Genomic DNA, 22,039 nt, shown 5'->3' on the forward strand with positions numbered 1-22,039 from the left:
CATGAGTGAAGTGACGCAGACCCTGATCGACGACGCACAGGCTCACTCGCAAAGCGAAAGCCGCATCACCGCCCGCGATTTACGCAGCGTTTTCTGGCGCTCCTTTACGTTGCAAGGATCGTGGAACTATGAACGCCAGCAGCATATGGGCTATGCCTTCGCTATGTCGCCAGCGCTAAAGCGTATCTACCAGGACCCCGCCGAACTGGGGCGCGCCTTACAGCGCCATCTGGTGCTGTTTAATACCACGCCGCATCTGTCAACGTTTGTCTTTGGCCTGTCGATTGCGATGGAGGAGGAAAATCAACGCAACCCGGACTTTAACGAAGAGTCGATCAATGCCGTTAAAACCAGCCTGATGGGGCCGCTGGCCGGGATCGGCGATTCCATCTTTTGGGGATCGCTGAAAGTTATCGCCGCCGGGATGGGGATCTACTTTGCCCAGCAGGGCAGCATTCTGGGGCCGATTCTCGCCCTACTGGTCTATAACATTCCGCACATCCTCTGCCGCTGGTACGCCCTCAAGCTGGGCTACCGGGCGGGGACCACCTGGCTGATGCGCCTCTGGCAAAGCGGGCTGATGGACAGGGTGACTTATATCGCGTCAATCGTCGGGTTGATGGTCGTCGGCGCCATGACCGCCAGCATGATCGACATTACAACCCCGCTGAGCTTTACCGCCGGGCAGACTACCATGAAAGTGCAGGATTTTATTGACAAAATCCTCCCTTCCCTGCTGCCGCTGCTCTTCACGCTTGGCATGTACAAACTTATCCGTAAGGGCGTGAACATTAACTGGATCCTGTTAGGCACCGTCGCGTTTGGGCTTCTTGCCAGCGCGCTGGGCCTGCTTTGACGAGAGGTAACACTATGCAAGTAGAAGACTATATGAACGAGACGCCCCTTCGCCTGCTGGAGATGCTGACGCAGACGCGGGAAGATCTCTGGCGCGCGGCGCAGGCGCTAACGGAACGCGGCGTCACCCGCATTATTCTGACAGGCTCCGGCACGTCATACCACGGCGCGCTGACCGCTCGCGCGTTTATGCAGCGCTGGTGCGCATTGCCGGTGGATGTCTGCTGGCCGTTTATGCTTGACGACGAGACGCTTGCCCGCAGCGGCAAGGCGCTGGTTGTCGGCATCTCCCAGGGCGGCGGCAGCCTCTCAACGCTGGCGGCGATGGGGCGCGCCCGCAATGTTGGTCATATCACCGCCTCAATGGCTGGCGTGGCGCCTGCGACTATCGACCGGGCGGCGGATTATATCCTTACCGTTCCCTGCGGCGAAGAAACCGCTGGCGCGAAAACAAAAGGCTATCACTGCACGGTTCTCAATTTGATGCTGCTGGCGCTCGCCGTCGCCGGGCAGCAACAGCGGCTGGACGGCGAACAGCGCCGGTCACTGCTGCTACGGATGGAAAAGACCTTTAACCACCTGCCCGCGCTGATTACCGCCTCGCAGGCGTGGGCGCAAACCAATGCGCTGGCGCTGCGCGATAGCGCAGATATTCGTCTGACCGGCCCGGCAACGCTGTTCGGTACGGTGCAGGAGGGTGCGCTCAAGATGCTGGAGACGTTGCGCTGCCCGGTGTCGGGCTACGAATTCGAGGAGTTTATTCACGGTATTTACAATGCCTTTAATGCGCAATCCGCACTCATTATGCTCGACCCGCAGCCTGACGCGCGTCAGGATCGGCTGGCGCAAATGCTCAGTGAGTGGACGCCGTCTATTTACCGCATCGGCCCGCAGGTAGAAAATAATGGTCTGAATCTGAATTTCCCGTTTGTCAATGATGAGGACTTTGCCGTCTTTGAATATATCATTCCGCTGCAAATGCTATGCGCGATATTACCCCCGCAAAAAGGCATTAATCCGGCGATACCCAAAGATCCGCAATTCCATCAAAAAATGAAAAGTAAGCAAGAAATTTAATTTTTATTAATGCTCGTTATTATCCGCGCTGTTGCGGAGGACGCGCTACACGCTAAGGAGATAAATATGTCTGTTGCTCATGAAAATGCCCGCCGTATTATTAGCGATATTTTAGGTAAACAAAACATTGAACGCGTCTGGTTTGTCGGCTGCGGCGGTTCATTAACCGGCTTCTGGCCAGGGAAATACTTTCTGGACTGTGAAGCGTCAAAACTGGCTGTCGGTTATATCACCAGTAATGAATTTGTCCACGCCACACCAAAAGCATTAGGAAAAAATAGCGTCGTTATTCTCGCCTCGCAGCAGGGCAATACGGCGGAAACCGTCGCAGCCGCCCGCGTGGCGCGTGAAAAAGGGGCGGCGACCATCGGTCTGGTTTACCAACCTGACACGCCACTGTGCGAATACAGCGACTACATCATTGAATATCAGTGGGCGCGTTATCCGGAAACGGTCGACCCTGCACAACAAAAAGCCGCATACAGCCTGTGGCTGGCGCTGGAAATTCTCGCCCAAACAGAGGGCTATGCGCAATACGATGAGTTAGTCAGCGCGTTTGGGCGCTTTAGCGACGTTGTTCACGGCGCCCAACGGCAGGTACAAGAAGATGCTCAGCGTTTCGCCGCCGAATGGAAGGATGAGAAGGTGGTCTATATGATGGGCAGCGGCCCCTCTTTCGGCGCCGCGCATCAAGAGTCTATCTGTATTCTGCTGGAAATGCAGTGGATCAACTCCGCCAGCATACATAGCGGAGAGTATTTCCACGGACCGTTCGAAATCACCGAGCCGGGCACGCCGTTTATATTGCTGCAAAGCAGTGGTCGCACTCGCCCGCTGGACGATCGTGCGATTCGCTTTATTGAACGCTATCAGGGAAAACTGCAGTTGATCGATGCGGATAAACTCGGCATTCAGGATCTGTCCACCGACGTTGGCGAATACTTCTGCGGTCTGTTGCACAACTGTGTGCTGGACGTTTATAACCTCGCTCTGGCGACAGCCCGTAATCACCCACTGACCACCCGCCGGTATATGTGGAAAGTTGAATATTAATAGTTATGCCGGATGGCGGCTTCGCTTTATCCAGCCTACAAAGCGATCTGTAGGCCTGATAAGCGTAGCGCCATCAGGCCTTTCTTCTGCGGGGCGCTAGCGCCCCTTTTTTCCTGAACTACCGCGGCTACCAGCGAAAATCCTCTATCCGTAATTCGAAAATATCGTGGATATAGCCAATTTCCGCTACCGGCAGCGCCACGTTATAAAGAATTTTCAACCGCTGAAACGAATGATTTACCATCGCGATAAATTCACCATGCCGCTCGTTAAATTCCGTCATGTTTTTATAGTGGGTAATTTCATTGCGCATGACCAGCCGCTCAATCATACAGCTCAAATGAACATATAAACTAATAATCAAATTATTATTAAAGCTGAAGCCCAGCGTGTTTTGCCATTCGGCAATAATCGTTTCGATATGCCCTATCGTCTTATTGGCATTGAGAATGGTCAGCGAATTAACCACATTATGCAACGAAAATTCGCGAACCATATTTTTATTAATTAACGCAATTTGTTTATCGTTAAGATAACCGCTTAATAACTGACTTAAATGCGCATACCCCTGCTCGCCAAGCAGCTCTTCAATCCCCACCCAGGGAACGCCCGCCAGCTGCGGGTCAATAGTGCCGACAACCGCAATCACTTCATACTGATTCAGCAACGAGGCCGCCATCCGGCTGTTTTTCAGGCGAGTATATTCACAGGCGATAATATTAATATCAAAGTCGGTCAACTGACTTTTTTCCATCAAATTTTTAAATTTAAACGCCGTCCCGATGCCGGTAATACAGGTCACCAGCAGCGCGCGTGCTTTTTTCTGCGCGGGCCAGAAGACATCCCAGCGCGACTGATTTAACGGGACGATCTCTTCGGCGATCTGTTCGATGTTTTTTTGCAGCGCGATCTCGCTGGCCACGTTCAGCGCCAGACGCGTCGTAACGTTATCGACCACCACCAGCGGGCCATGAATTACGCTCAAAAGCGCATCGGCGATCTCTTTGGTGTATCCCATATCGATCAGCACCATGACGCCTGCGCGGGTATCCGTATGCTGGAGATAATCGACAATGGCCCGGCTGACATCGCTAAACGCGACCTCCATCGGCATATCCATCGCATGATAAATCTTTTCGCCAATCAGACGGTTCGCCACGCCTGCAATGCTGCTGGCAGTCGAATAACCATGCGCGATGATCAGCGCTTTTACCTTACCGCCGCTGGTGGCGTCAATGGCATTACTGACGATGGCCGCCACGACCAGTCTGTCGAGCGTGTCGATTAACAAATCATATTTATTATTTACCACGTCCAGCAGTTTTTGCGCCACACGCTGCGCCAGCCCCGGCGCCTCCTCCAGCCAGCGCAGCATCACATGGCGAACCGATGGCGACGCCTCCACCGGCGTTAACGGCAGGCTGGTAAGATAACGTCCGGTGAGATAAGCGAATTCCGCATTCAGTTCGAGATCGTAATGTGCAGCGATCGCTTTCCCGACATCTTCGATAAAACGCAGCCGCTTGTCCTGACGAGCGCGAGGGCTCTCTTTATTCATTAAGGCATCGAGATATAACGTAAGGTTTTGATAGACCAGCTTGTCAAACGTCCGTGCGGAAATATTCTCCTGCACCAGCTCTTCGCACAGGCCGCAAATGTTTTCCGTCAACCGTAAATATTCCTGATGCTGACCGGAAACTCGCGGAAAAACGCCACCTTCGCGATAAATCATGACGCGTTCCGCCGTCTGCGGAACGGTAAAGGGCACCTCCATCAGCAGACGATCCGGCAGTTGCCCGGCTTTTACTTCCAGTACCCCATCGTCACGCTGGCCGAAAGTCCAGGCGCTGGCGCAAATATTACGAATGAGATTTTCCAGGCCGCCGACATTCCCTTCCAGGGTCTCCTGCATCAGTTGGCTTATAATTTCACTATCCAGCGACAAATCGTGATGAAGACGCTGCGCCTCGCGACGAAAAAAATGGTGAATAAACGCCAGCCGCTCATACTGTCCGCGTTCGGCGATAGGCAGAATTTTGACAATGACCGGTATCCGGCGAATAAATGTCGCCAGAAAGTGCTTTTCCAGATCTTCGGTAGAGGCGAATATCAGGCGTACCGTGGCGCTGCGTTCATCGCTGCTTTCGCCTAAGCGACGCCAGGTGCCGTTATCCATAAAATGGAACAGTTTTTCCTGCCCTTCCGGCGGTAAACGGTGCACTTCATCGATAAACAATACGCCGCCATTACTGGTCTCAATTAACCCGGATACCGCTCTGTCTGCGCCGGTAAAAGCACCTTTGGCATGACCAAATAATTTTGACGTCAGCAATTCCGGGTTATTAGCATATTCGGCGCAGTTAAACACGGTAAAGGGCGCCTCCGGGGGCAAAATGCCCTGCTCGATGGCGTACTGCCAAAGCTGACGCGCCAAAAAACTTTTTCCTGTCCCCGTCGGGCCGCGCAGCAGCAAAGGCAAGCCCGCGCCGGGATAACTGATCGCCGCCTTACACTGACGCAGGGACTCCTGCAAGCTGCCCTGCGCGCCAATGAGCAGCTCCAGACTGTCCTGCCGCTCCGCGCACAGCGCCTGAATGGACGCGTAATCCCCCTGTCGAACCACCAGCCGGTGGTGACGACGTAGCGCCTCGACGGGCAGGAACAGCACCGGGCGGCTATTCACTTTGACCACCCGCTGCTCACGATGCAAGTTATTAAGATGGTGACTAATAATGCTGCGTTTTTGCCTGAGACTGTCGGCAATCGCCATTGCGCTAAACGCGCTTAACGCGTCAGCTGTTAGTGAACATCCGGCTAGCCGTAGCTCCAACTGACGAAATATGGACTCTTTATTCATACCTGCGCCCCGCCAAAAACGTAAACTCCGCTTATACGATAATTTACAAACGACGTCACAGGCTTCACCCACATTTTTGAAAATACTTACTTTTTATAAAACTTACCGTTGCGCTTTCGGCTCATCGTGTCACGAACGAACGGGGTTGGCCCTCCCTGGCGTGTCATCAAAATCGGGCGCTAAACCCAACGTTATAACGGGTTTGATTGCCATCGCTTAACCCTGCCGTTTGCGACAGCCCGGCGAAAGCGGACACCGTTGCCGACAGCGGAAAATCTGCGCCAATCGCGATATCAACCCAGTTTTTATCCTGCGTTTTTCCGTCGCGGCTAAACGTCAGCGCGGTCGATTTAAGGCCGCCGTTCGCCACATACGTATCATCGCCAAACTGACGGCGATAATTAATCTGCGCCCAGGAGTGAATGATGCTGTGGCGAAGATCCAGACGCCAGCCAGCGCCACCCACCTGCGAATGGGCGTTTTGGTCGCCAAAACGCATTGATGTACTGGTATTGAGCTTCTCGCTATAGCCATTAACGTGGCTGTAATCCCATGCATATTGCAGCATCGGTCCGGTCGTTAACCACGGCATCATGACAAAATCATAACCACTGGTTAACCTCGCGCCCCACAGCTGCCCGTTGGTTTCGCCCTCTTCCACCCGTCTTAGCGCACCGAGCGTGATACTGCGCTGGATGTTACTGAATTTAGCGGACAGATAGTGTAAATCGCTATCCAGCCACGCCTGACCGGCGCGTAAATGGCTGAATACGGTGGCCTGAAAACCACGGGCGTCATAACGATAATTATCGTCAGGATGTTGCTTATCCAGAGAACCGGCTATCAGCCCTCCCAGCAGTACCTGCTCGTTAAGCTGATAATCGACGCCAACCGTCAGATTATTATGATTACCGTTCCCGTCGGCCTCATTATTATCATAACGTTGATATCCCCCGCTGTATCCGCCGAACATGCCCAGCGAACCAACAGGGTTTTCCCCCTGGCGAAGCTGCTGATAACGGCTGTCAAGCGTGGTACGACTGCCTTGCGCCATCGACTGAACGCTTTGGTTCAGGTATGTCGCCTGTACCGGCGCGGCAATGATCGACTGGATATATTGCGCAATAATGGTATGGACCTGCGGACCGGGATGTAAATGATCGGCAAACAGATAGTCCTGCGACGCATTAAATCCAGGCATTGCCGAGGAGCACGCTGAAGCGGATACGCCCGGCGGGCAGGCCATACCTACGGTATTTGTCAGACCAAACGCCTGCGGGTTGGCAAGAATTTCCTTAAAGAGGCCGTTGATATCGGCACGGGCTATATTGCCGCCGTGTTGCTCCAGCCCCTTCTCTTCCATCTGATTATAATAATCGGTCAGAGCTGACGCCTGCCCTGCCGCCGCTTCATAGCCCGCCAGCAGTTGTTCAACGAGCAGTTGCTGAATAAATGGATTGCTGCTTACCGTTGCAGCCGCCGCCAGCAGCGCCTTGCGGATCGCCTGTTGCCGACTGGCGAAATCGGGCGTAGCTCCCTCCGCCAGCGCATCTAACGCCGCTTTTAGCGCCGGGGGCGCCGCTGCGCCCAGCCCAGCGGTGATTACCGCCTCCAGAAGCATTGGCGTCGCACTAATATCCGGTACGTTTGGCACCACGACCAGCCCGGCGCCGGCATCCAGTAACAGCCCTACCTGCGCCGCCGCGCTAGTGGCGCTATTACCGGCTATTTGCTGTGCCATGGCAGGTCGCGCGATGGCCGCCGCCAGATCGTTTCCGCCGACCCAGTGAATATACAAACCGTTGTGGTCGGCTTTTCCCCCCGTTTTGGCAAGCCACTGCCGTACCTGATCCGCGGTATTATCCTGCGGGTTTAATTCCGGGGTCGCCGTCGCGCCGCCAGCGGCATAATTAGAACCGCCATTGCTGGAAGGGCTTAATGCCAGCCCATATCGTTCGGCCAACTGTTCGTCGTAGAGCTTATTTTGACCACTATCCCAGGTCCAGCGACCGTTATTTCCGGTATCGCTAAGGCTATCGCCAATCACCGTAAGAGAGTCAAACGCACAGGCAGATAATGGCGCGGCCAGCGCCAGCGAGAGTATGCCGTATTTTAGCAGGGTACGCTTTTGGGTCATCCGATGTTCCTTAATGTTATTGTTGATAGGTACGACGGTGCTAATCATTATCCGACAGAGATATTGCAATCGTTTTAAACATTCTGGTTAAAAAGTTTTCATTCATTGTTGACGGACTGGCGCCTGTTCAAAAAGAGGGAACCGCGTAAAATAACGACGTTTACAGGGCGCTGGATAAAATATAGCGTATGGATAACCCCAGAGGCGCTTTTACCCGTCTGTTGCTGATTATGCCTGAAGCGCAGGCGTCCTGATTTGCATAAATGCCATTCAGCAGTCATCATAGGCTGCTGTTTATAAAGGAGAGATTATGCAGGAATTGATATCCCGGGTAGAAGATTTAGCGGGAATTGAAATGAATCACACCACGTCGCTGGTGGTGATATTTGGTATTATTTTTCTGACAGCAGTTGTCGTGCATATTATTTTGCACTGGATAGTACTGCGCGCTTTCGAAAAACGCGCCATCGCCAGTTCCCGCCTGTGGCTGCAAATTATTACCCAGAATAAATTATTCCATCGTCTGGCTTTTACGCTGCAAGGCATCATTGTCAATATTCAGGCCGCGCTCTGGCTACAAAAAGGCAGTGAGGCAGCGGATATCCTGACGACCTGCGCGCAGTTATGGATTATGACCTACGCCCTGCTGTCGTTATTTTCCTTGCTGGACGTGATTTTCAATCTATCGCAAAAATGGCCCGCCGCCTCTCAGTTACCGCTAAAAGGAATATTTCAGGGTATTAAGCTCATCGGCGCAATTATCGTCGGCATTCTGATGATCTCACTGCTGATTGGCCAGTCACCAGCAATTTTAATCAGCGGGCTGGGCGCGATGGCCGCGGTATTAATGCTGGTCTTTAAAGACCCGATTCTTGGCCTGGTTGCCGGTATCCAGCTTTCCGCCAACGATATGCTCAAACTAGGCGACTGGCTGGAAATGCCGAAATATGGCGCAGATGGCGCGGTCATTGATATTGGCTTAACCACGGTAAAAGTACGCAACTGGGATAATACCATCACCACCATTCCCACCTGGTCGCTGGTTTCCGACTCATTCAAAAACTGGAGCGGCATGTCTGCGTCCGGCGGACGCCGGATTAAACGCAGCATTAATATTGACGCGACCAGTATCCATTTTCTGGATGATGATGAAAAACAGCGGCTGTTAACCGCGCAACTGTTAAAGCCGTACCTTACCAGCCGTCATCAGGAAATCGATGAATGGAATAAACAACTGGATGCGCCGGAATCAGCCTTAAATCACCGCCGCATGACCAATATCGGGACATTTCGCGCCTATCTGAACGAATATTTACGCCACCATCCGCGCATCCGTAAAGACATGACGCTGATGGTACGCCAACTGGCGCCTGACGATCATGGTTTGCCGATAGAGATCTACGCCTTTACCAATACCGTCGTGTGGCTGGAATATGAGAGCATTCAGGCCGATATTTTCGACCATATTTTTGCCGTGGTGGAAGAGTTTGGCTTGCGTATTCATCAGACGCCGACCGGCAGCGATATTCGCGCGCTGTCAGGGACATTGCGGCATTAATGGATTGCCCGATCGCATGAACATGGGATCGGGCAAAAAAGTTAATGAGCCTTACGGCGCAAAACGGTAAACGCGATAAACAGGAATACAATCCATACCGGCAGCAAAATCGCCGACAATCGCATATCGTCCATCGTACACATTAACACCAGAATCAGCGCCAGAAACGCAATGCACAAATAGTTTCCGGCGGGATAGAACAGCGCCTTAAATTGCGTCTCGCGCCCTTTACGACGCATCGCCGCGCGAAAACGTAAATGCGCGAGACAGATCATTATCCAGTTTAGCAATAGCGTCGCGACAACCAGCGCCATCAACAGGCTAAACGCTTTTTGCGGCAACAGATAGTTGATCAGCACCACCAGCGAGGTAATCGCTCCGGAAAGCATCAGCGAGTTCACCGGCACGCCGCGATGGCTGACGCGGGTTAAAAATTTCGGCGCGTTGCCTTGTACGGACAGGCCGAACAGCATTCGGCTATTCGAATAAACGCCGCTGTTATACACCGAAAGCGACGCGACCAGGATAACGAAATTCAGCGCCGAAGCCACCACATTACTGTCCAGGTTATGGAAGATCATCACAAAAGGGCTGCTATTGGATTTCACCTCTACCCACGGATAGAGCGCCAGCAACACCACCAGCGAACCGATGTAGAACAGCAAAATACGGTATACCACCTGATTCACCGCTTTCGGAATGCTTTTTTGTGGATCGCGCGCTTCCGCCGCAGTAATGCCGATCAGCTCCAGTCCGCCAAAAGAAAACATAATCACCGCCAGCGACAGAAGCAAACCATGCCAACCGGTAGCGAAGAAACCGTTATAACGCCAGAGGTTATCAATGCTGGCATGTTCGCCGCCGTGGCCGGAGAACAGCAGCCACAGACCAAAACCTATCATGCCGATAATCGCCAGCACTTTAATCAGCGCGAACCAGAATTCCGTTTCGCCATACAGACGAACGTTCACCAGATTCACGGCATTAATGATAATAAAAAACGCCGCCGCCCATACCCATGTTGGTACGTCAGGCAGCCAGTACTGCATATAGATGCCCGCCGCGGTCAGCTCCGCCATCCCGACCAGCACAAACATGACCCAATAGTTCCAACCCGACAAAAAGCCCGCAAACGGCCCCCAATATTTCCAGGCGAAGTGGGCAAACGATCCGGAAACCGGCTCTTCCACGACCATTTCACCCAACTGGCGCATAATGAGAAAAGCGATAATCCCGGCAACGCCATAGCCCAACAAAACAGCCGGCCCCGCCATTTGAATCGCCGGGCCGATGCCCAGAAACAGTCCGGTGCCAATGGCGCCGCCCAGGGCGATTAGCTGAATATGGCGGTTTTGCAACCCCCGTTGAAGCGTCGGTTCATTCTTCGACGCGGCATCCGACACGCTGGCGCCGGATGCAGTTGACGCGTTTTTCACGTCCTACCCCTGTATCGTTTTTATTGAGGGGCACCTTTTAACATTTCGCTCTCGCTGCCGCAAGGCGCAATCGTTTGTCAAGGCTCAACTCCGGACGTTAACGTTATCGTGTAAAAAAAGATGTCACGGGCAGTAAAAAGAAAAGAGTGCGCGCCGATATAGTACGTTACGGGTGACAGACGCCGGGTATAAAATATGTGAATAACTCTGGACGAAAAGTACGACACCCTACAGAATACATTTAGTATTTTTTCAGTATTTTCAAAAAGGTGAATCAGACCTGGTATCTGTTATTCGTTTTTGAGCCACGCCAGGCATCAACGTCATGAATAAGATCATCAAACGTTTAGAGATCATCAAAAGCGCCATCGAACTTGAGGACGAAGAGATTATCCGTCAGCAGCTCATCTACCTGAAAAATGAGCCGCAGGATGCCGTAATCAGCGCGATTGCCCAGGCAATTGAAGCTCGTCGATTCAGTGACGCCATGCAAGAGATCGCCGCCTGGCTACAGGCTCAACGGGCGCTCTCGACGTGGCAAGATCCCTCTATTGCCGCCAGTAAACTGGAGCTGAAAGCGCTTGAAGCCCAGCTTCGCGATCTGATTGACAAACGAAATGCGCGGGTACAAATCCTCGACGATTTCAACGACCTCTATCATCTGCGCCTCGGGCCGTTGATGAGCCGTATTCTGGAGTTGCGTAAACAGCTCGCGGTGAGTATGCAGCGTAAGCAAGAAGCCGAAATAAAACGCCGGGAAAAGGATTATCAATCCTGCCTGCAATTTATTTCCCAGGCCGTGGATCAACTGGCAACGCTAAAACAGCAGTGGACAGGATTGAATGCCGCCTCGCGCGAAGCGGTGGGCATCCGTCAGCGAATCCAGCAGCAGACGGAGTTAATCACCGCGTTGCTGGCGGAAATTCGCGAGCTGGAAGCAGATTTTTCCCATCAGGACGACAGCGCATTCCGCCAGGCGCAGGAAAATGCGGAACAGGACTATCACCAGTACCGGGAGCAGCAGCAGGAAGCGCAATTCCGCTACGCCCGCGATCAACGTTTGTCGGCAGACGAACGCAGTGAATTAAAACGTTTGTGGCGTCAGGCCAGCCGCCTGTGTCACCCGGATGTGGTCGCCGATGAATTAAAAGAAAAAGCGCACCAGATGATGGTACAACTTAATCAGGCGCGGCAGAATGCCGATCTGGCGGCAATTCGCGCGTTATTGACGCAGCTGCAAAGCGGTCTGGAACCGATGATGGCAAGCGACAGGCTCAATAACCTGGAACATCTGCGCCATAAAATACGCCAGCTCCGCACGCAAATCGACGCGCTGTTGAAAGAGATAACGCAGCTGGAAACGGAAAACGCCTGGCGGCTCGCCTCTTCCGTTGCGGATAAGGAAGCCTATTTCTCCGAGCAGGAACGGGCGCTAACCGAAATTCGCAATACGCTGGAGGCGCAGGTTCAACAGGTGGAACAGGAACTTCTGGCAGGGTAGTCCATCATTCATCAACACATTGTCGGATGGCGCAAGCGCCACCCGACGAATCGCGGCATAAAGAGGGTAAGAGGGTCGCTACTGGCGCTGTAAAAGTAACGAACGGGCGGAGTCCGCCATGATCATCACCGCCCCTGCCAGCATTAACGTATCTTTTAATACCAGCCGCCCGGCGCCCGATAAATACGGAAAACCATAATGCGCATCGCCCAGCGGCATAACCCAGGCCTCCGGCGTGGTGATTAAAAACGACAGCGTGACAAATGGCGTCAGGAATGCCAGCACGCCGCCCGCCAGCCCTAACCAGCGGCTGACAGGGTTAGCCAGTACCAGCGCCGCGATAATCAATTCCACCACGCCCAGACCATCCGAAAACGCATACGTATTATTGGCGGTTTGCCAGGCGCGTTCCTCCGGTTTTAGTTCGCCCTCATGAGTCAGATGCTGACGATATTCTTCAGGATGTTCATAGAAAAAAGACATAAACGGACTGTTCGCCACAAACGGGGTAATACTGTCTGCCTCATAGGGCACAAATTTTAGTAGTCCAATCCAGATAAAAACGATGGCGATACTCAGGCGAATTAATGTTAATCCTAGCCGATCCCCCTGACTTAACAGACGAAGATATTTATCCATCTCAGGCTCTCCTTATTTATATAATATCGCAGTGGCGTAACCCGTATTATCAATACGCATGGACGTAATTTTCCACGACGACGCCTGTTTACTTTGCGCCAGTCTGGCAATAGCGTCTTCAAGCATTGACGGCGTTGCTGACACCGCAGAAACGCTGATATATTCAACGTCAGTTAGCGGCTGGGCGGAGGCGGAAAACGCCAGCGGCGCAGCCAATAATGAAGCAATAAGTGTGGTAACTTTTAACATCGAGATTTCCAGTCGTGGGTTATTTCAATGGTGTTATAATACGTTACGCCTGACTAAAGCCTTTTCTTTCAGACGCCAGCATATTTGTCCTGGCGTATTTTTATAGCCTGACAGGCCAAAAAAAGCCCTGATTAACAGGGCTACGTTATTTATGTTTTACTTAATGAGAGAGAAGAGATCGTTTAAAGACTCACTCATTGTAGGATGGGTAAATATCTGGTCGCGTAACACCGTATAAGGTAAATCTGCATCCATAACGGTTTTAACGATATTAATCATTTCATGAGAATCGACGCATAACAATGACACCCCTACAATACGCTGCGTATTCACGTCCACTACCGCTTTTAGTACGCCACGAGTATCGTTCATAACACGGGCGCGAGGGATCGCCGCCACCGGTAATGTCACCACCTGCACCGTTGCGCCGCTTGCCCGCGCTTGTTCTTCCGTCAGCCCGACACGAGAGAGCGGCGGCGTCATAAAGACGGAATACGGAACATTCTGGCGATCGCGGGTACTGCGTTTGCCATCTCCCAATAACCCGTCGCGTACAATACGAAAATCATCCAGTGAAATATAGGTAAACTGCAACCCACCGGTAACATCGCCCATCGCCCAGATATTGTCCGCCGTGGTACGCAGGTAATCATCCACGATGATCCCGCCGCGTTCGTTCACCGCCACACCGGCGTTCTGCAACTGTAAGCCAGCCGTCGCCGGTTTTCGCCCCGACGCCACCAGCAGGGCATCCACAAGATGCGCGCCTTCCGGCGTTTCTACTTGTACCGCGCCCTCCTTTGAGGATACGGCCTGTACGTTGGCGTTTAAAATCAGCTCGACGCCCTTTTCCTGTAAAATACGGGTAATTGCCTGCGCGATATCCCGATCTTCACGAGGCAGGAATTGCGGCGCTGCTTCAAAGATAGTGACCTTCGTACCAAAGTTGGCGAACATTGAGGCAAATTCAAGGCCAATATAACCACCGCCTAAAATCCCCAGCCGCGCCGGACGCTGGCTCAGGCTGAGTAGCCCGGTGCTATCGAACCCCCCTGCCGTCGTTGTTAAGCCCGTAATAGCCGGGATCACCGACTCTGCGCCAGTATTAATAAAGATCTTTTCTCCCCGTAACACCCGCTCGCCGTCCGCCTGGAATACCCGTAAGGTATGGTTATCAATAAACTCCGCCCTTCCCTCAATCACATCGACATTGTCCAGGTCGGCAAGATTATGAAAATTTTTGTCGCGTAAAAAATTTACGACCGCCGCTTTACGTTGCATGGCGACAGAAAAATCGCCCTCACGTTCCGCATCATGCACCAGCGTTTTCGTTGGAATACAGCCAATGTTGATGCAGGTTCCGCCGAACATACTGGCGGACTGTTCGATAATCGCCACGCGCCATCCCGTCTTCGCCAGAGTTGCCGCCAACGTTTTTCCTGCCTTGCCAAAACCAATAATGAGCGCCTGATACTGTGTCATCTTCTTTCTCCGCCAAATCACCATCTGTTTGTCAGGACAAGTATAAATAACGTCAAAAAAGACAGGGTTATCCGCAACGCGCCATTTTTTGTCTTATCGTCTAAATTGGCGGTTAGCAAAAACAAGGGTAGAAATGACATTGAGTCCGAAATATAGTGATCAGAGACAGAAATGGTTATCTCTAGTTTTGAAAATAAATCTGTTCTGGAGTCTATATGGATGCGCTTAGTCGGCTATTGACGCTTAACGCCCCTCAGGGCTCAATCGACAAGAATTGCCCGTTAGGCGGCGACTGGCAGTTGCCGCACGCCGCTGGCGAGCTATCGGTGATTCGCTGGCATACCGTTACGCAGGGCGAAGCGCAACTGGAAATGCCTACCGGCGACGCCATGACGCTTACGCCGGGAAAGGTGGTGATTCTGCCGCAAAACTCCGCCCACCGTTTGCGCCAGTCTGGCGAATCACCGACACATATCGTCTGCGGTAGTCTACGTCTGCACACGACGTCACGTTATTTCCTTACCGCGTTGCCGGAAGTGTTATGTCTTACCCCGCCGCCGCATAGCCCCGCCAGTATCTGGCTTAACGCCGCCATTTTGCTGTTACAGCAGGAGTCAGAACGCCATTTACCTGGCGCTGATGTCTTATACAGTCAGCAGTGCGCCACGCTGTTTACCCTCGCCGTTCGCGACTGGCTATCGCAGGCTGGCACGGCGAAAAGCGTGCTCAATTTATTGCTGCATCCCCGGCTGGGCCGCGTGATCCTTCACATGCTGGAAACACCGGCGCATCCCTGGACGGTCGAAACGCTGGCGCAACGGGTACACATGTCGCGGGCGAGCTTCGCCCAGCTATTTCGCGACGTGTCCGCTACAACGCCCTTAGCCGTGTTAACAACGCTGCGCCTGCAAATCGCCGCCCAGACCCTGTCGCGTGAAGCGCTGCCGGTGATGGTGATTGCCGAGTCGGTAGGTTATGCGAGCGAATCTTCTTTTCACAAAGCGTTTGTCCGTGAATTCGGTTGTACACCAGGCGAGTACCGCAAACGGGTCAGCGCGCTCGGACGATAAACGTATACTGAATCCGCCTACAGTTTGACGCCGCAGGCGGGCGACACACGTTAGCCGCAAGGCGACGATGCCTGCGCAGCCACATCAGCTTGTAGGCTGCCGGAATGATGAACAGCGACAGCAGCGGCGCGGTAATACGGCTCATCACCTCAGAACCCGCGCCGGTCCCCCATAAAACAGGTAGCAAACCGGCGATAATCACCGCTACCGTCATGGCTTTTGGCCGCACCCGGAGCACCGCCCCGTGGTAGAGCGCCTCATTGAGTGTTTCTGCCGAAAAGGTGTTGGGAGCTTGCGCTTTGAAGGCCGCGCCTGCTGAATCACCGGCGATCCCATCATGCTGCGCAGAGCGATCAGTAATTTACTCTCTAATGCGATGCGCTATACGCCGCCAGGTAAAACCATTACTCTTCGGATAAAAGAAGCGGACGACCAGATACATATTATTGTTGAAAACCCCGGTACGCCAATCGCGCCGGAACATTTGCCGCGCCTTTTCGATCGTTTTTATCGGGTTGATCCCTCCCGCCAGCGTAAAGGGGAAGGCAGCGGTATAGGCCTGGCAATTGTAAAATCCATCGTCATTGCGCATCAGGGAAAAGTTTCTGTCACCTCCGATACGCGCGCTACTCGTTTTATTTTGACATTACCCAAACACCTCCGTTGAACTGTAGCGATAGTGAAAGGCGCTATCGCTAACCAGCAAAATAATCTGACATCATCGTCATTATCCCGTCACGCGCCAGACTCAACGACTGTTTTATTATTTCTCTTATTAACCCACACCGGAGAAATAAGTTGAATAAGTTTACATCCCTTTTAGCTGTCGTTTTTTATTTCAGCTGGCGTAAAAGTCGCAGAGAAAATGGAATCCCGCCAATTATCCGCCACCGCGCATGAGATGATGAATAACGGTGACGCCTTCGCGCACCAGCAAATGGCTTAGACACAGAAAACCAGCGCCCCGACTCCTGTGGAAAATGCGACACCCTTTTCTGAAATGGACGACTATGAAAAAGCAATGGTCATCCATCAATCGATGAATAATGCCCATTCTTTCGCCCATGAGATCCAGGCTGAGGAGCACCATAAACAGATTAAACACAATTAGTTATTTGCATATTAGCGTCACGTACTGCGGATGGCACAACGTCGCCCCCGCAGAAGCTTACGGATTAACATAATTTTGAGAGGTTAAATGGCGCGCCCTGCAGGATTCGAACCTGCGACCCACGGCTTAGATGTTCCTGGAACTACCTGAGCTAACAACAAGTTATCCCATTACCACGGCGCTCACTCGCCCCATCTTCGAAAAACATGCAAAGCTTTGCAAGCCGATGCAAAGCTTTGTGTGTACCGTTTTTGTCCCAACCCACTCAGCAATCAGTAGCCTCAATTGATCGGTAACAACGATCAATTAATAATATAACAATAAGTTTAAACTATCAAATATCACATTATTGATCGTTTATATCGATCAAATCAATTTGTAGTGCTACACTCCAGACCTTTCCGAATCCGCTGATTTTCATAATGTTGAAGTTATTCGCTAAGTACACATCGATCGGTGTTCTTAACACGCTTATTCATTGGGGCGTATTTGCTTTTTGTGTGTATGGGATGCATACGCATCAGGCGTTGGCGAACTTTTCCGGTTTTGTTATCGCCGTATCGTTCAGCTTCTATGCCAATGCGCGCTTCACCTTTAACGCCAGCACCACCACGCTTCGCTACATGATGTACGTGGGATTTATGGGAACACTGAGCGCTGTTGTTGGCTGGATGGCTGACAAATGCTCCTTGCCACCACTCCTTACTCTTATCACCTTTTCAGCTATCAGCCTGATATGCGGATTCATTTATTCAAAGTTCATTGTCTTTAGGGATGCGAAATGAAAATCTCTCTTGTCGTTCCAGTTTTTAATGAAGAAGACACGATACCGATTTTCTATAAAACGGTACGTGAGTTTAATGAACTAAAAGAATATGAAGTGGAGATCGTTTTTATTAATGACGGAAGCAAAGATGCAACTGAATCAATAATTAACAAAATAGCTGCATCTGATCCGCTCGTTATTCCGCTTTCGTTTACGCGAAACTTCGGTAAAGAACCTGCTCTTTTCGCGGGGCTCGACCACGCAACCGGGGATGCGGTCATTCCTATTGATGTCGATTTACAGGATCCGATAGAAGTTATCCCCCATCTCATTGAGAAGTGGCAGGCTGGCGCAGATATGGTGCTGGCTAAGCGCTCAGACCGCTCAACTGACGGGCGCATGAAGCGTAAGACAGCTGAGTGGTTTTATAAGCTGCACAACAAAATCAGCAATCCGAAAATCGAAGAGAACGTTGGCGATTTTCGGTTAATGAGTCGTGAAGTTGTCGAAAATATTAAATTAATGCCCGAACGCAACTTGTTCATGAAGGGTGTGCTGAGTTGGGTTGGGGGACACAGTGATGTTGTGGAGTATGCGCGCGCGCAACGTGTGGCTGGCAACACTAAATTCAACGGATGGAAGCTATGGAATCTGGCGATAGAAGGTATAACTAGCTTCTCAACTTTTCCTCTGCGTATGTGGACCTATATCGGTCTGGTTGTCGCAGGAATGGCTTTTATTTACGGGGCGTGGATGATTTTGGATACGCTCGCCTTCGGAAACCCAGTAAGAGGATATCCTTCATTACTCGTCTCCATACTTTTCCTTGGAGGGGTGCAGTTGATAGGGATAGGCGTGCTGGGAGAATATATTGGCAGAATTTATATTGAAACCAAAAAACGTCCAAAATATTTACTTAAGGATATTAAAAAATGACCAAAAAGGGGCTTTCGGTAATATTAGTTTTTTTGATATTTTCATATATTTTTACCGCATTAAGCTATAAATTTATCCCAAGCTCTGACAGCATGAGTGGTATTTTAGAGGCTGCTGACATTGCAAACGGAAACATAACACTAAAAGGATGGTACTTATCTACAGTAACTTTCTATTTTACTGACTTAGTCTGGTTTGCTCTTGCTATAAAGCTTTTTGGTTATTCTGAATGGATAACATACGTTATACCTGGATTAATGGCTGGTAGCCTGTTCGCTTCATGCTATGCACTGGGAACAATTTCTGGCTACAAAAAAGCATGGGCTTTGCTACTGTTCCTTGCTTTCCCTGGTGCTGCTGTCAGTTACATGCTTTCTGTAGCGATAATCCATGTCCCTACATATACTTATATCGTTGTTTCATATATATTAATTGATTTTTATTGTCGCAGAAGAAATAGATTATATTTATTTCTATCATCAATAATCGCATCTTTAACGATATTTAGCGATGATATAACAATATATTTATTTTTTTTGCCAATTGCATTGAGCTGTTTTATAGCCAATGAAAATGCAAAAGATAAATTTGTAATATTTTCGTCTTTGGTTTTTTCGTATTTTTTATTCAAGTTAATCTTACATTTTACTAACTCGGCTGATTTTTTTTATTTGCCAGGGGTTGGTTCGCCTACATTTGTTAGTTATGACAAGTTAACTTTTAACATCTCGCTACTTTTTAAAGGGCTTTTGATATTATTCAACGCTGATTTTTTTAGTAAAATAATCAGTTCACCTGAAGGAATATTCTCTTCTTTAAAATTCACATCATTAGTTATATTTTTTATACTTTTAATTTCTTCGCTTATAAAAATAAGAAAGTTTAGTCTCGTTGACGCCGCGCTATTGATAGCATCTCTTATTATGATTCCTGCATATGCCTTAAGCGATAAACCAGTGGATGAGGGTACAACAAGATATTTAATTCCTGTCATTATTTTTGGTTCAATTTTCTTATGTCGAAATGCGAATGTACCAAAGATATCAAATATAGTTTTATGGTTTTTTTCAATTTCAATTTCTGCTTATTCATTAATATATGTAAATCAGCCTGATTTCTTATTTCGCAATGACAGAACCACATCAAAATATAGGCTTATATCTAATTTTTTGACTCAACACAACTTATCTAATGGATATGCAACATTCTGGAATGCGGCAGCGGTGAGTGTGGAAAAGAAATTCAATATAGCCCCTGTTAACATCGACATAGAAAATAAAAAAGTTTTGCCATCTTTTTGGTTAACAAAAATATCATATTTTAACAATGGAAATAACTTTTTCATTGTTGATAATGACCAACAAAAAAAAGTCATAGAAGAATTATATGGCAAACCAGAATTAACATATATGGTGTGGGATTCCCCCATCCTGGTTTACAGTCATTCTATTAATATTTATGATGGCGATATAGAAGGAAGTGCCAATGTAGTAAAAAGTGACTTCAAGGTTGGGGACAATAATCAAATATGCAATGCTGGCGTACAAGGCATGGTTGCATATGGGCCCTATAAGACTCTTGGTCGTGGGTGGTATTCTTTAAAAATTAATGCACATGGCGATCAGTATGAAGCATTAATTTTTTCTTATATAACAGGAAAAAAAATCAAGATGTCTGAGAATAAATATAAAAATGGTTCTTATATTTTCGAAATAAACGAAGATATGCCATCTGCAGAAATACAGTTATTCGCTCAAAAAGATTCAAATGTATGTTTTGAGTCATACTCACTTCAGCATATAAAATAATAAAGTCATGGAAAAGCGTCAGTAACTAATACAGGCGCTTTTTGTCTATAGAAAACTCATGCTGTTAAGCGGGTTTTGGTTGAAATGTTCCGAAAATCGGAATAGTTATTCCACACCAGCGCTATGAATTAGATGGCGAAGAGCATGCTGTAACCCCTACTATAGTAGCACCTTCAGATTGAACATACATGGTACCAATCTTATATAATTGCCTGGCGTCGAACGCCCCGAGAAGTACCGTACCAGTAGTTGCCGTCGATTATGTCTGGCGAGCGCCGATAACTTTCATGCCGCCTACTGAACAAGATGTTACCACATTAAGAGAGGAGACCAGCGATTACGATATTGCATCTGTTTTCGACACGTAGTCGTTCTCAATAGAAGAGGCGAAAAAACACCAAGCCACTTGATGGCGTTTTTTATTAGAGGCAATAAATGTCGGCTTTGGCAATGAAGGTTTTGAAATGCTAATCGCAGGAAATGTCAGCATCACCAGTGCTACTCTTACTTCTATTGCGTGTGATCTGAAAAAGAATATTAATGGTGACGGCTTTGACACGCCATATGATCCAGCAGGCTTCCGCAGATGTGTCTGGCTTGTTCAGCAGTCTCCAGAATCAGGGATACATCCGAAAAACGTCAAAATGAGTTCCGGAATTCAAAGATGCCCTCAGTAAATCGGACTCCCTCGTTGCGCTGTTAAAGTCTGAAATGGAGACACGCAGGAATGTAGCACCAACAACTCGCTAGAGAATCAAAAAGCTGAGCCAGATGCCCCCGGAATCACACAGCCTCACACTTGATGATGCCTGTGTATTTCTTCAAGTTACCAAACCTATCGCTACTAACTGGATTCACACAGGCTGTCTGTAAACATCATGTAAAGATTCCGCCAAGTCAGTCAATAGGTATGCATAAATTTAACCGAACACGCTAAGCAAATAGGCGTAATATTGAACGATTGTGTCCCAGCTTCCCCACAATGAAAGAGCAGAGAAAATAAAAGAAATGTAATTTGTTGATTTTTAGATGGCGCGCCCTGCAGGATTCGAACCTGCGACCCACGGCTTAGAAGTTCCTAGAACCACCTTTTAAGTCAACAACATACCACGTCACACCTGCGCTCACACGTCCCATCTTCGAAAAAGATAGAAATTGGTCGAAAGGCATATAAAAGCCTTTACGTCCCATTTTTGTCTCACGTCACCGAGAAATCATAAAACTCACCAGACCTCTCAGTGATGATTGCAGTATCGCTTGTCCTCATTTCTCCATCCATTCTGCAAACCAGCAACGAACAATCACATGCCTTTAGTGAGGCATCAACGACAGGCAGAGCACCGCTAATGATGCCTCGCGGTAGTGTGTCGCTCCGGATCTCATGAAGTATGTAGCCGCTGGCCTCGATATGATGCACTGCTCGATAGATATGCGCAGCTAAACGTAATCTTGCGCTGGACTCGGGAATCCCATAATGAACACCTCAATTACTGCTTATGCATAC

At 49.8% G+C, this 22,039-nt stretch carries 15 protein-coding genes and 4 pseudogenes; 12 read left to right on the forward strand and 7 right to left on the reverse strand.

All coding sequences use genetic code 11. From position 1 onward, the window contains the following. The first annotated feature begins 1 nt into the window (after position 1). The 3 genes from ACLJRS_RS11885 (at position 2) to ACLJRS_RS11895 (ending at position 2,985) form a co-directional block, all read left to right on the forward strand. Positions 2–856: a PTS system mannose/fructose/sorbose family transporter subunit IID gene (locus ACLJRS_RS11885; protein ID WP_000005802.1), complete on the forward strand. Its 855-nt coding sequence runs from the start codon at positions 2–4 to the stop codon at positions 854–856. Between the two features lie 32 nt (positions 857–888). Further along, positions 889–1,932: a glutamine--fructose-6-phosphate aminotransferase gene (locus ACLJRS_RS11890; RefSeq protein ID WP_023169189.1), complete on the forward strand. Its 1,044-nt coding sequence runs from the start codon at positions 889–891 to the stop codon at positions 1,930–1,932. Between the two features lie 66 nt (positions 1,933–1,998). Further along, positions 1,999–2,985: an SIS domain-containing protein gene (locus ACLJRS_RS11895; protein WP_000109360.1), complete on the forward strand. Its 987-nt coding sequence runs from the start codon at positions 1,999–2,001 to the stop codon at positions 2,983–2,985. Between the two features lie 127 nt (positions 2,986–3,112). Here the strand turns inward: ACLJRS_RS11895 and ACLJRS_RS11900 are convergent, their stop codons facing one another. Together ACLJRS_RS11900 and ACLJRS_RS11905 are read right to left on the reverse strand one after the other, a co-directional pair. Beyond that, positions 3,113–5,842: a sigma 54-interacting transcriptional regulator gene (locus ACLJRS_RS11900; RefSeq protein ID WP_001031464.1), complete on the reverse strand. Its 2,730-nt coding sequence runs from the start codon at positions 5,840–5,842 to the stop codon at positions 3,113–3,115. 166 nt (positions 5,843–6,008) lie between these two features. Beyond that, positions 6,009–7,979 carry an autotransporter domain-containing esterase gene (locus tag ACLJRS_RS11905; RefSeq protein WP_000192432.1) on the reverse strand — a complete coding sequence of 657 codons (1,971 nt, stop codon included), beginning with the start codon at positions 7,977–7,979 and terminating at the stop codon, positions 6,009–6,011. A gap of 310 nt (positions 7,980–8,289) precedes the next feature. Here ACLJRS_RS11905 and ACLJRS_RS11910 point away from each other — a divergent pair, with 310 nt between their 5' ends. After that, positions 8,290–9,537: a mechanosensitive ion channel family protein gene (locus tag ACLJRS_RS11910; protein WP_001156973.1), complete on the forward strand. Its 1,248-nt coding sequence runs from the start codon at positions 8,290–8,292 to the stop codon at positions 9,535–9,537. 41 nt (positions 9,538–9,578) lie between these two features. Here the strand turns inward: ACLJRS_RS11910 and pheP are convergent, their stop codons facing one another. Beyond that, positions 9,579–10,973 (reverse strand): phenylalanine transporter, encoded by a 1,395-nt coding sequence (gene pheP / locus ACLJRS_RS11915; protein WP_000786289.1) that lies wholly within the window; start codon positions 10,971–10,973, stop codon positions 9,579–9,581. Between the two features lie 325 nt (positions 10,974–11,298). Here pheP and ACLJRS_RS11920 point away from each other — a divergent pair, with 325 nt between their 5' ends. Then, positions 11,299–12,474, forward strand: coding sequence for a DnaJ family molecular chaperone (locus ACLJRS_RS11920; protein ID WP_001033456.1), 1,176 nt, complete (start codon positions 11,299–11,301; stop codon positions 12,472–12,474). 78 nt (positions 12,475–12,552) lie between these two features. Here the strand turns inward: ACLJRS_RS11920 and rclC are convergent, their stop codons facing one another. The 3 genes from rclC to rclA form a co-directional block, all read right to left on the reverse strand. Then, entirely contained in the window at positions 12,553–13,113 is a 561-nt protein-coding gene (rclC, locus tag ACLJRS_RS11925; RefSeq protein ID WP_000362177.1) for a reactive chlorine resistance membrane protein RclC, read from the reverse strand. 12 nt (positions 13,114–13,125) lie between these two features. Further along, a complete protein-coding gene (gene rclB, locus ACLJRS_RS11930) occupies positions 13,126–13,362 on the reverse strand; it encodes a reactive chlorine resistance periplasmic protein RclB (protein ID WP_000922170.1) in 237 nt (78 codons plus the stop codon). Between the two features lie 156 nt (positions 13,363–13,518). Then, the gene (gene rclA, locus ACLJRS_RS11935; RefSeq protein ID WP_023234716.1) at positions 13,519–14,844 is read right to left on the reverse strand and encodes a reactive chlorine resistance oxidoreductase RclA; all 1,326 of its coding nucleotides are present in this window, start codon (positions 14,842–14,844) and stop codon (positions 13,519–13,521) included. Between the two features lie 215 nt (positions 14,845–15,059). Here rclA and rclR point away from each other — a divergent pair, with 215 nt between their 5' ends. After that, positions 15,060–15,914 (forward strand): reactive chlorine-specific transcriptional regulator RclR, encoded by an 855-nt coding sequence (gene rclR / locus ACLJRS_RS11940; protein WP_000339634.1) that lies wholly within the window; start codon positions 15,060–15,062, stop codon positions 15,912–15,914. A gap of 64 nt (positions 15,915–15,978) precedes the next feature. On the opposite strand, the pseudogene ACLJRS_RS11945 reads toward rclR, so the two are convergent. After that, positions 15,979–16,203 (reverse strand): annotated as a pseudogene (locus ACLJRS_RS11945) (efflux RND transporter permease subunit); the annotation flags it as partial. Positions 16,204–16,206: 3 nt separating this feature from the next. On the opposite strand from ACLJRS_RS11945, the pseudogene ACLJRS_RS11950 reads away from it, so the two are divergent. The 6 genes and pseudogenes from ACLJRS_RS11950 to ACLJRS_RS11975 all read left to right on the forward strand — a co-directional run. After that, positions 16,207–16,581, forward strand: a pseudogene (locus ACLJRS_RS11950) (ATP-binding protein); the annotation flags it as partial. An 866-nt stretch (positions 16,582–17,447) separates the two neighbouring features. Beyond that, positions 17,448–17,810 (forward strand): GtrA family protein, encoded by a 363-nt coding sequence (locus ACLJRS_RS11955; RefSeq protein WP_000915520.1) that lies wholly within the window; start codon positions 17,448–17,450, stop codon positions 17,808–17,810. Then, positions 17,807–18,727: a glycosyltransferase family 2 protein gene (locus tag ACLJRS_RS11960; RefSeq protein ID WP_000703643.1), complete on the forward strand. Its 921-nt coding sequence runs from the start codon at positions 17,807–17,809 to the stop codon at positions 18,725–18,727. Before ACLJRS_RS11955 ends, ACLJRS_RS11960 begins: the two co-directional genes overlap by 4 nt. Continuing rightward, positions 18,724–20,535, forward strand: a complete 1,812-nt coding sequence (locus ACLJRS_RS11965) for a hypothetical protein (RefSeq protein ID WP_000162128.1) — start codon at positions 18,724–18,726, stop codon at positions 20,533–20,535. Before ACLJRS_RS11960 ends, ACLJRS_RS11965 begins: the two co-directional genes overlap by 4 nt. 435 nt (positions 20,536–20,970) lie before the next feature. Continuing rightward, positions 20,971–21,285: pseudogene (locus ACLJRS_RS11970) on the forward strand (hypothetical protein). A gap of 21 nt (positions 21,286–21,306) precedes the next feature. Beyond that, a pseudogene (locus ACLJRS_RS11975) lies at positions 21,307–21,405 on the forward strand (DNA-binding protein); the annotation flags it as partial. Between the last annotated feature and the right edge of the window lie 634 nt (positions 21,406–22,039).

This window comes from Salmonella sp. SAL00670, from assembly GCF_046552235.1.
Classification (GTDB): Bacteria; Pseudomonadota; Gammaproteobacteria; order Enterobacterales; family Enterobacteriaceae; genus Salmonella; species Salmonella enterica.

Bases quoted from the DNA above. Each gene is read 5' to 3' on its own strand.
- ACLJRS_RS11885 (WP_000005802.1), top strand. From the start codon at position 2: ATGAGTGAAGTGACGCAGACCCTGATCGACGACGCACAGGCTCACTCG.
- ACLJRS_RS11890 (WP_023169189.1), top strand. From the start codon at position 889: ATGAACGAGACGCCCCTTCGCCTGCTGGAGATGCTGACGCAGACGCGG.
- ACLJRS_RS11895 (WP_000109360.1), top strand. From the start codon at position 1,999: ATGTCTGTTGCTCATGAAAATGCCCGCCGTATTATTAGCGATATTTTA.
- ACLJRS_RS11900 (WP_001031464.1), bottom strand. From the start codon at position 5,842: ATGAATAAAGAGTCCATATTTCGTCAGTTGGAGCTACGGCTAGCCGGA.
- ACLJRS_RS11905 (WP_000192432.1), bottom strand. From the start codon at position 7,979: ATGACCCAAAAGCGTACCCTGCTAAAATACGGCATACTCTCGCTGGCG.
- ACLJRS_RS11910 (WP_001156973.1), top strand. From the start codon at position 8,290: ATGCAGGAATTGATATCCCGGGTAGAAGATTTAGCGGGAATTGAAATG.
- ACLJRS_RS11920 (WP_001033456.1), top strand. From the start codon at position 11,299: ATGAATAAGATCATCAAACGTTTAGAGATCATCAAAAGCGCCATCGAA.
- rclC (WP_000362177.1), bottom strand. From the start codon at position 13,113: ATGGATAAATATCTTCGTCTGTTAAGTCAGGGGGATCGGCTAGGATTA.
- rclB (WP_000922170.1), bottom strand. From the start codon at position 13,362: ATGTTAAAAGTTACCACACTTATTGCTTCATTATTGGCTGCGCCGCTG.
- rclA (WP_023234716.1), bottom strand. From the start codon at position 14,844: ATGACACAGTATCAGGCGCTCATTATTGGTTTTGGCAAGGCAGGAAAA.
- rclR (WP_000339634.1), top strand. From the start codon at position 15,060: ATGGATGCGCTTAGTCGGCTATTGACGCTTAACGCCCCTCAGGGCTCA.
- ACLJRS_RS11955 (WP_000915520.1), top strand. From the start codon at position 17,448: ATGTTGAAGTTATTCGCTAAGTACACATCGATCGGTGTTCTTAACACG.
- ACLJRS_RS11960 (WP_000703643.1), top strand. From the start codon at position 17,807: ATGAAAATCTCTCTTGTCGTTCCAGTTTTTAATGAAGAAGACACGATA.
- ACLJRS_RS11965 (WP_000162128.1), top strand. From the start codon at position 18,724: ATGACCAAAAAGGGGCTTTCGGTAATATTAGTTTTTTTGATATTTTCA.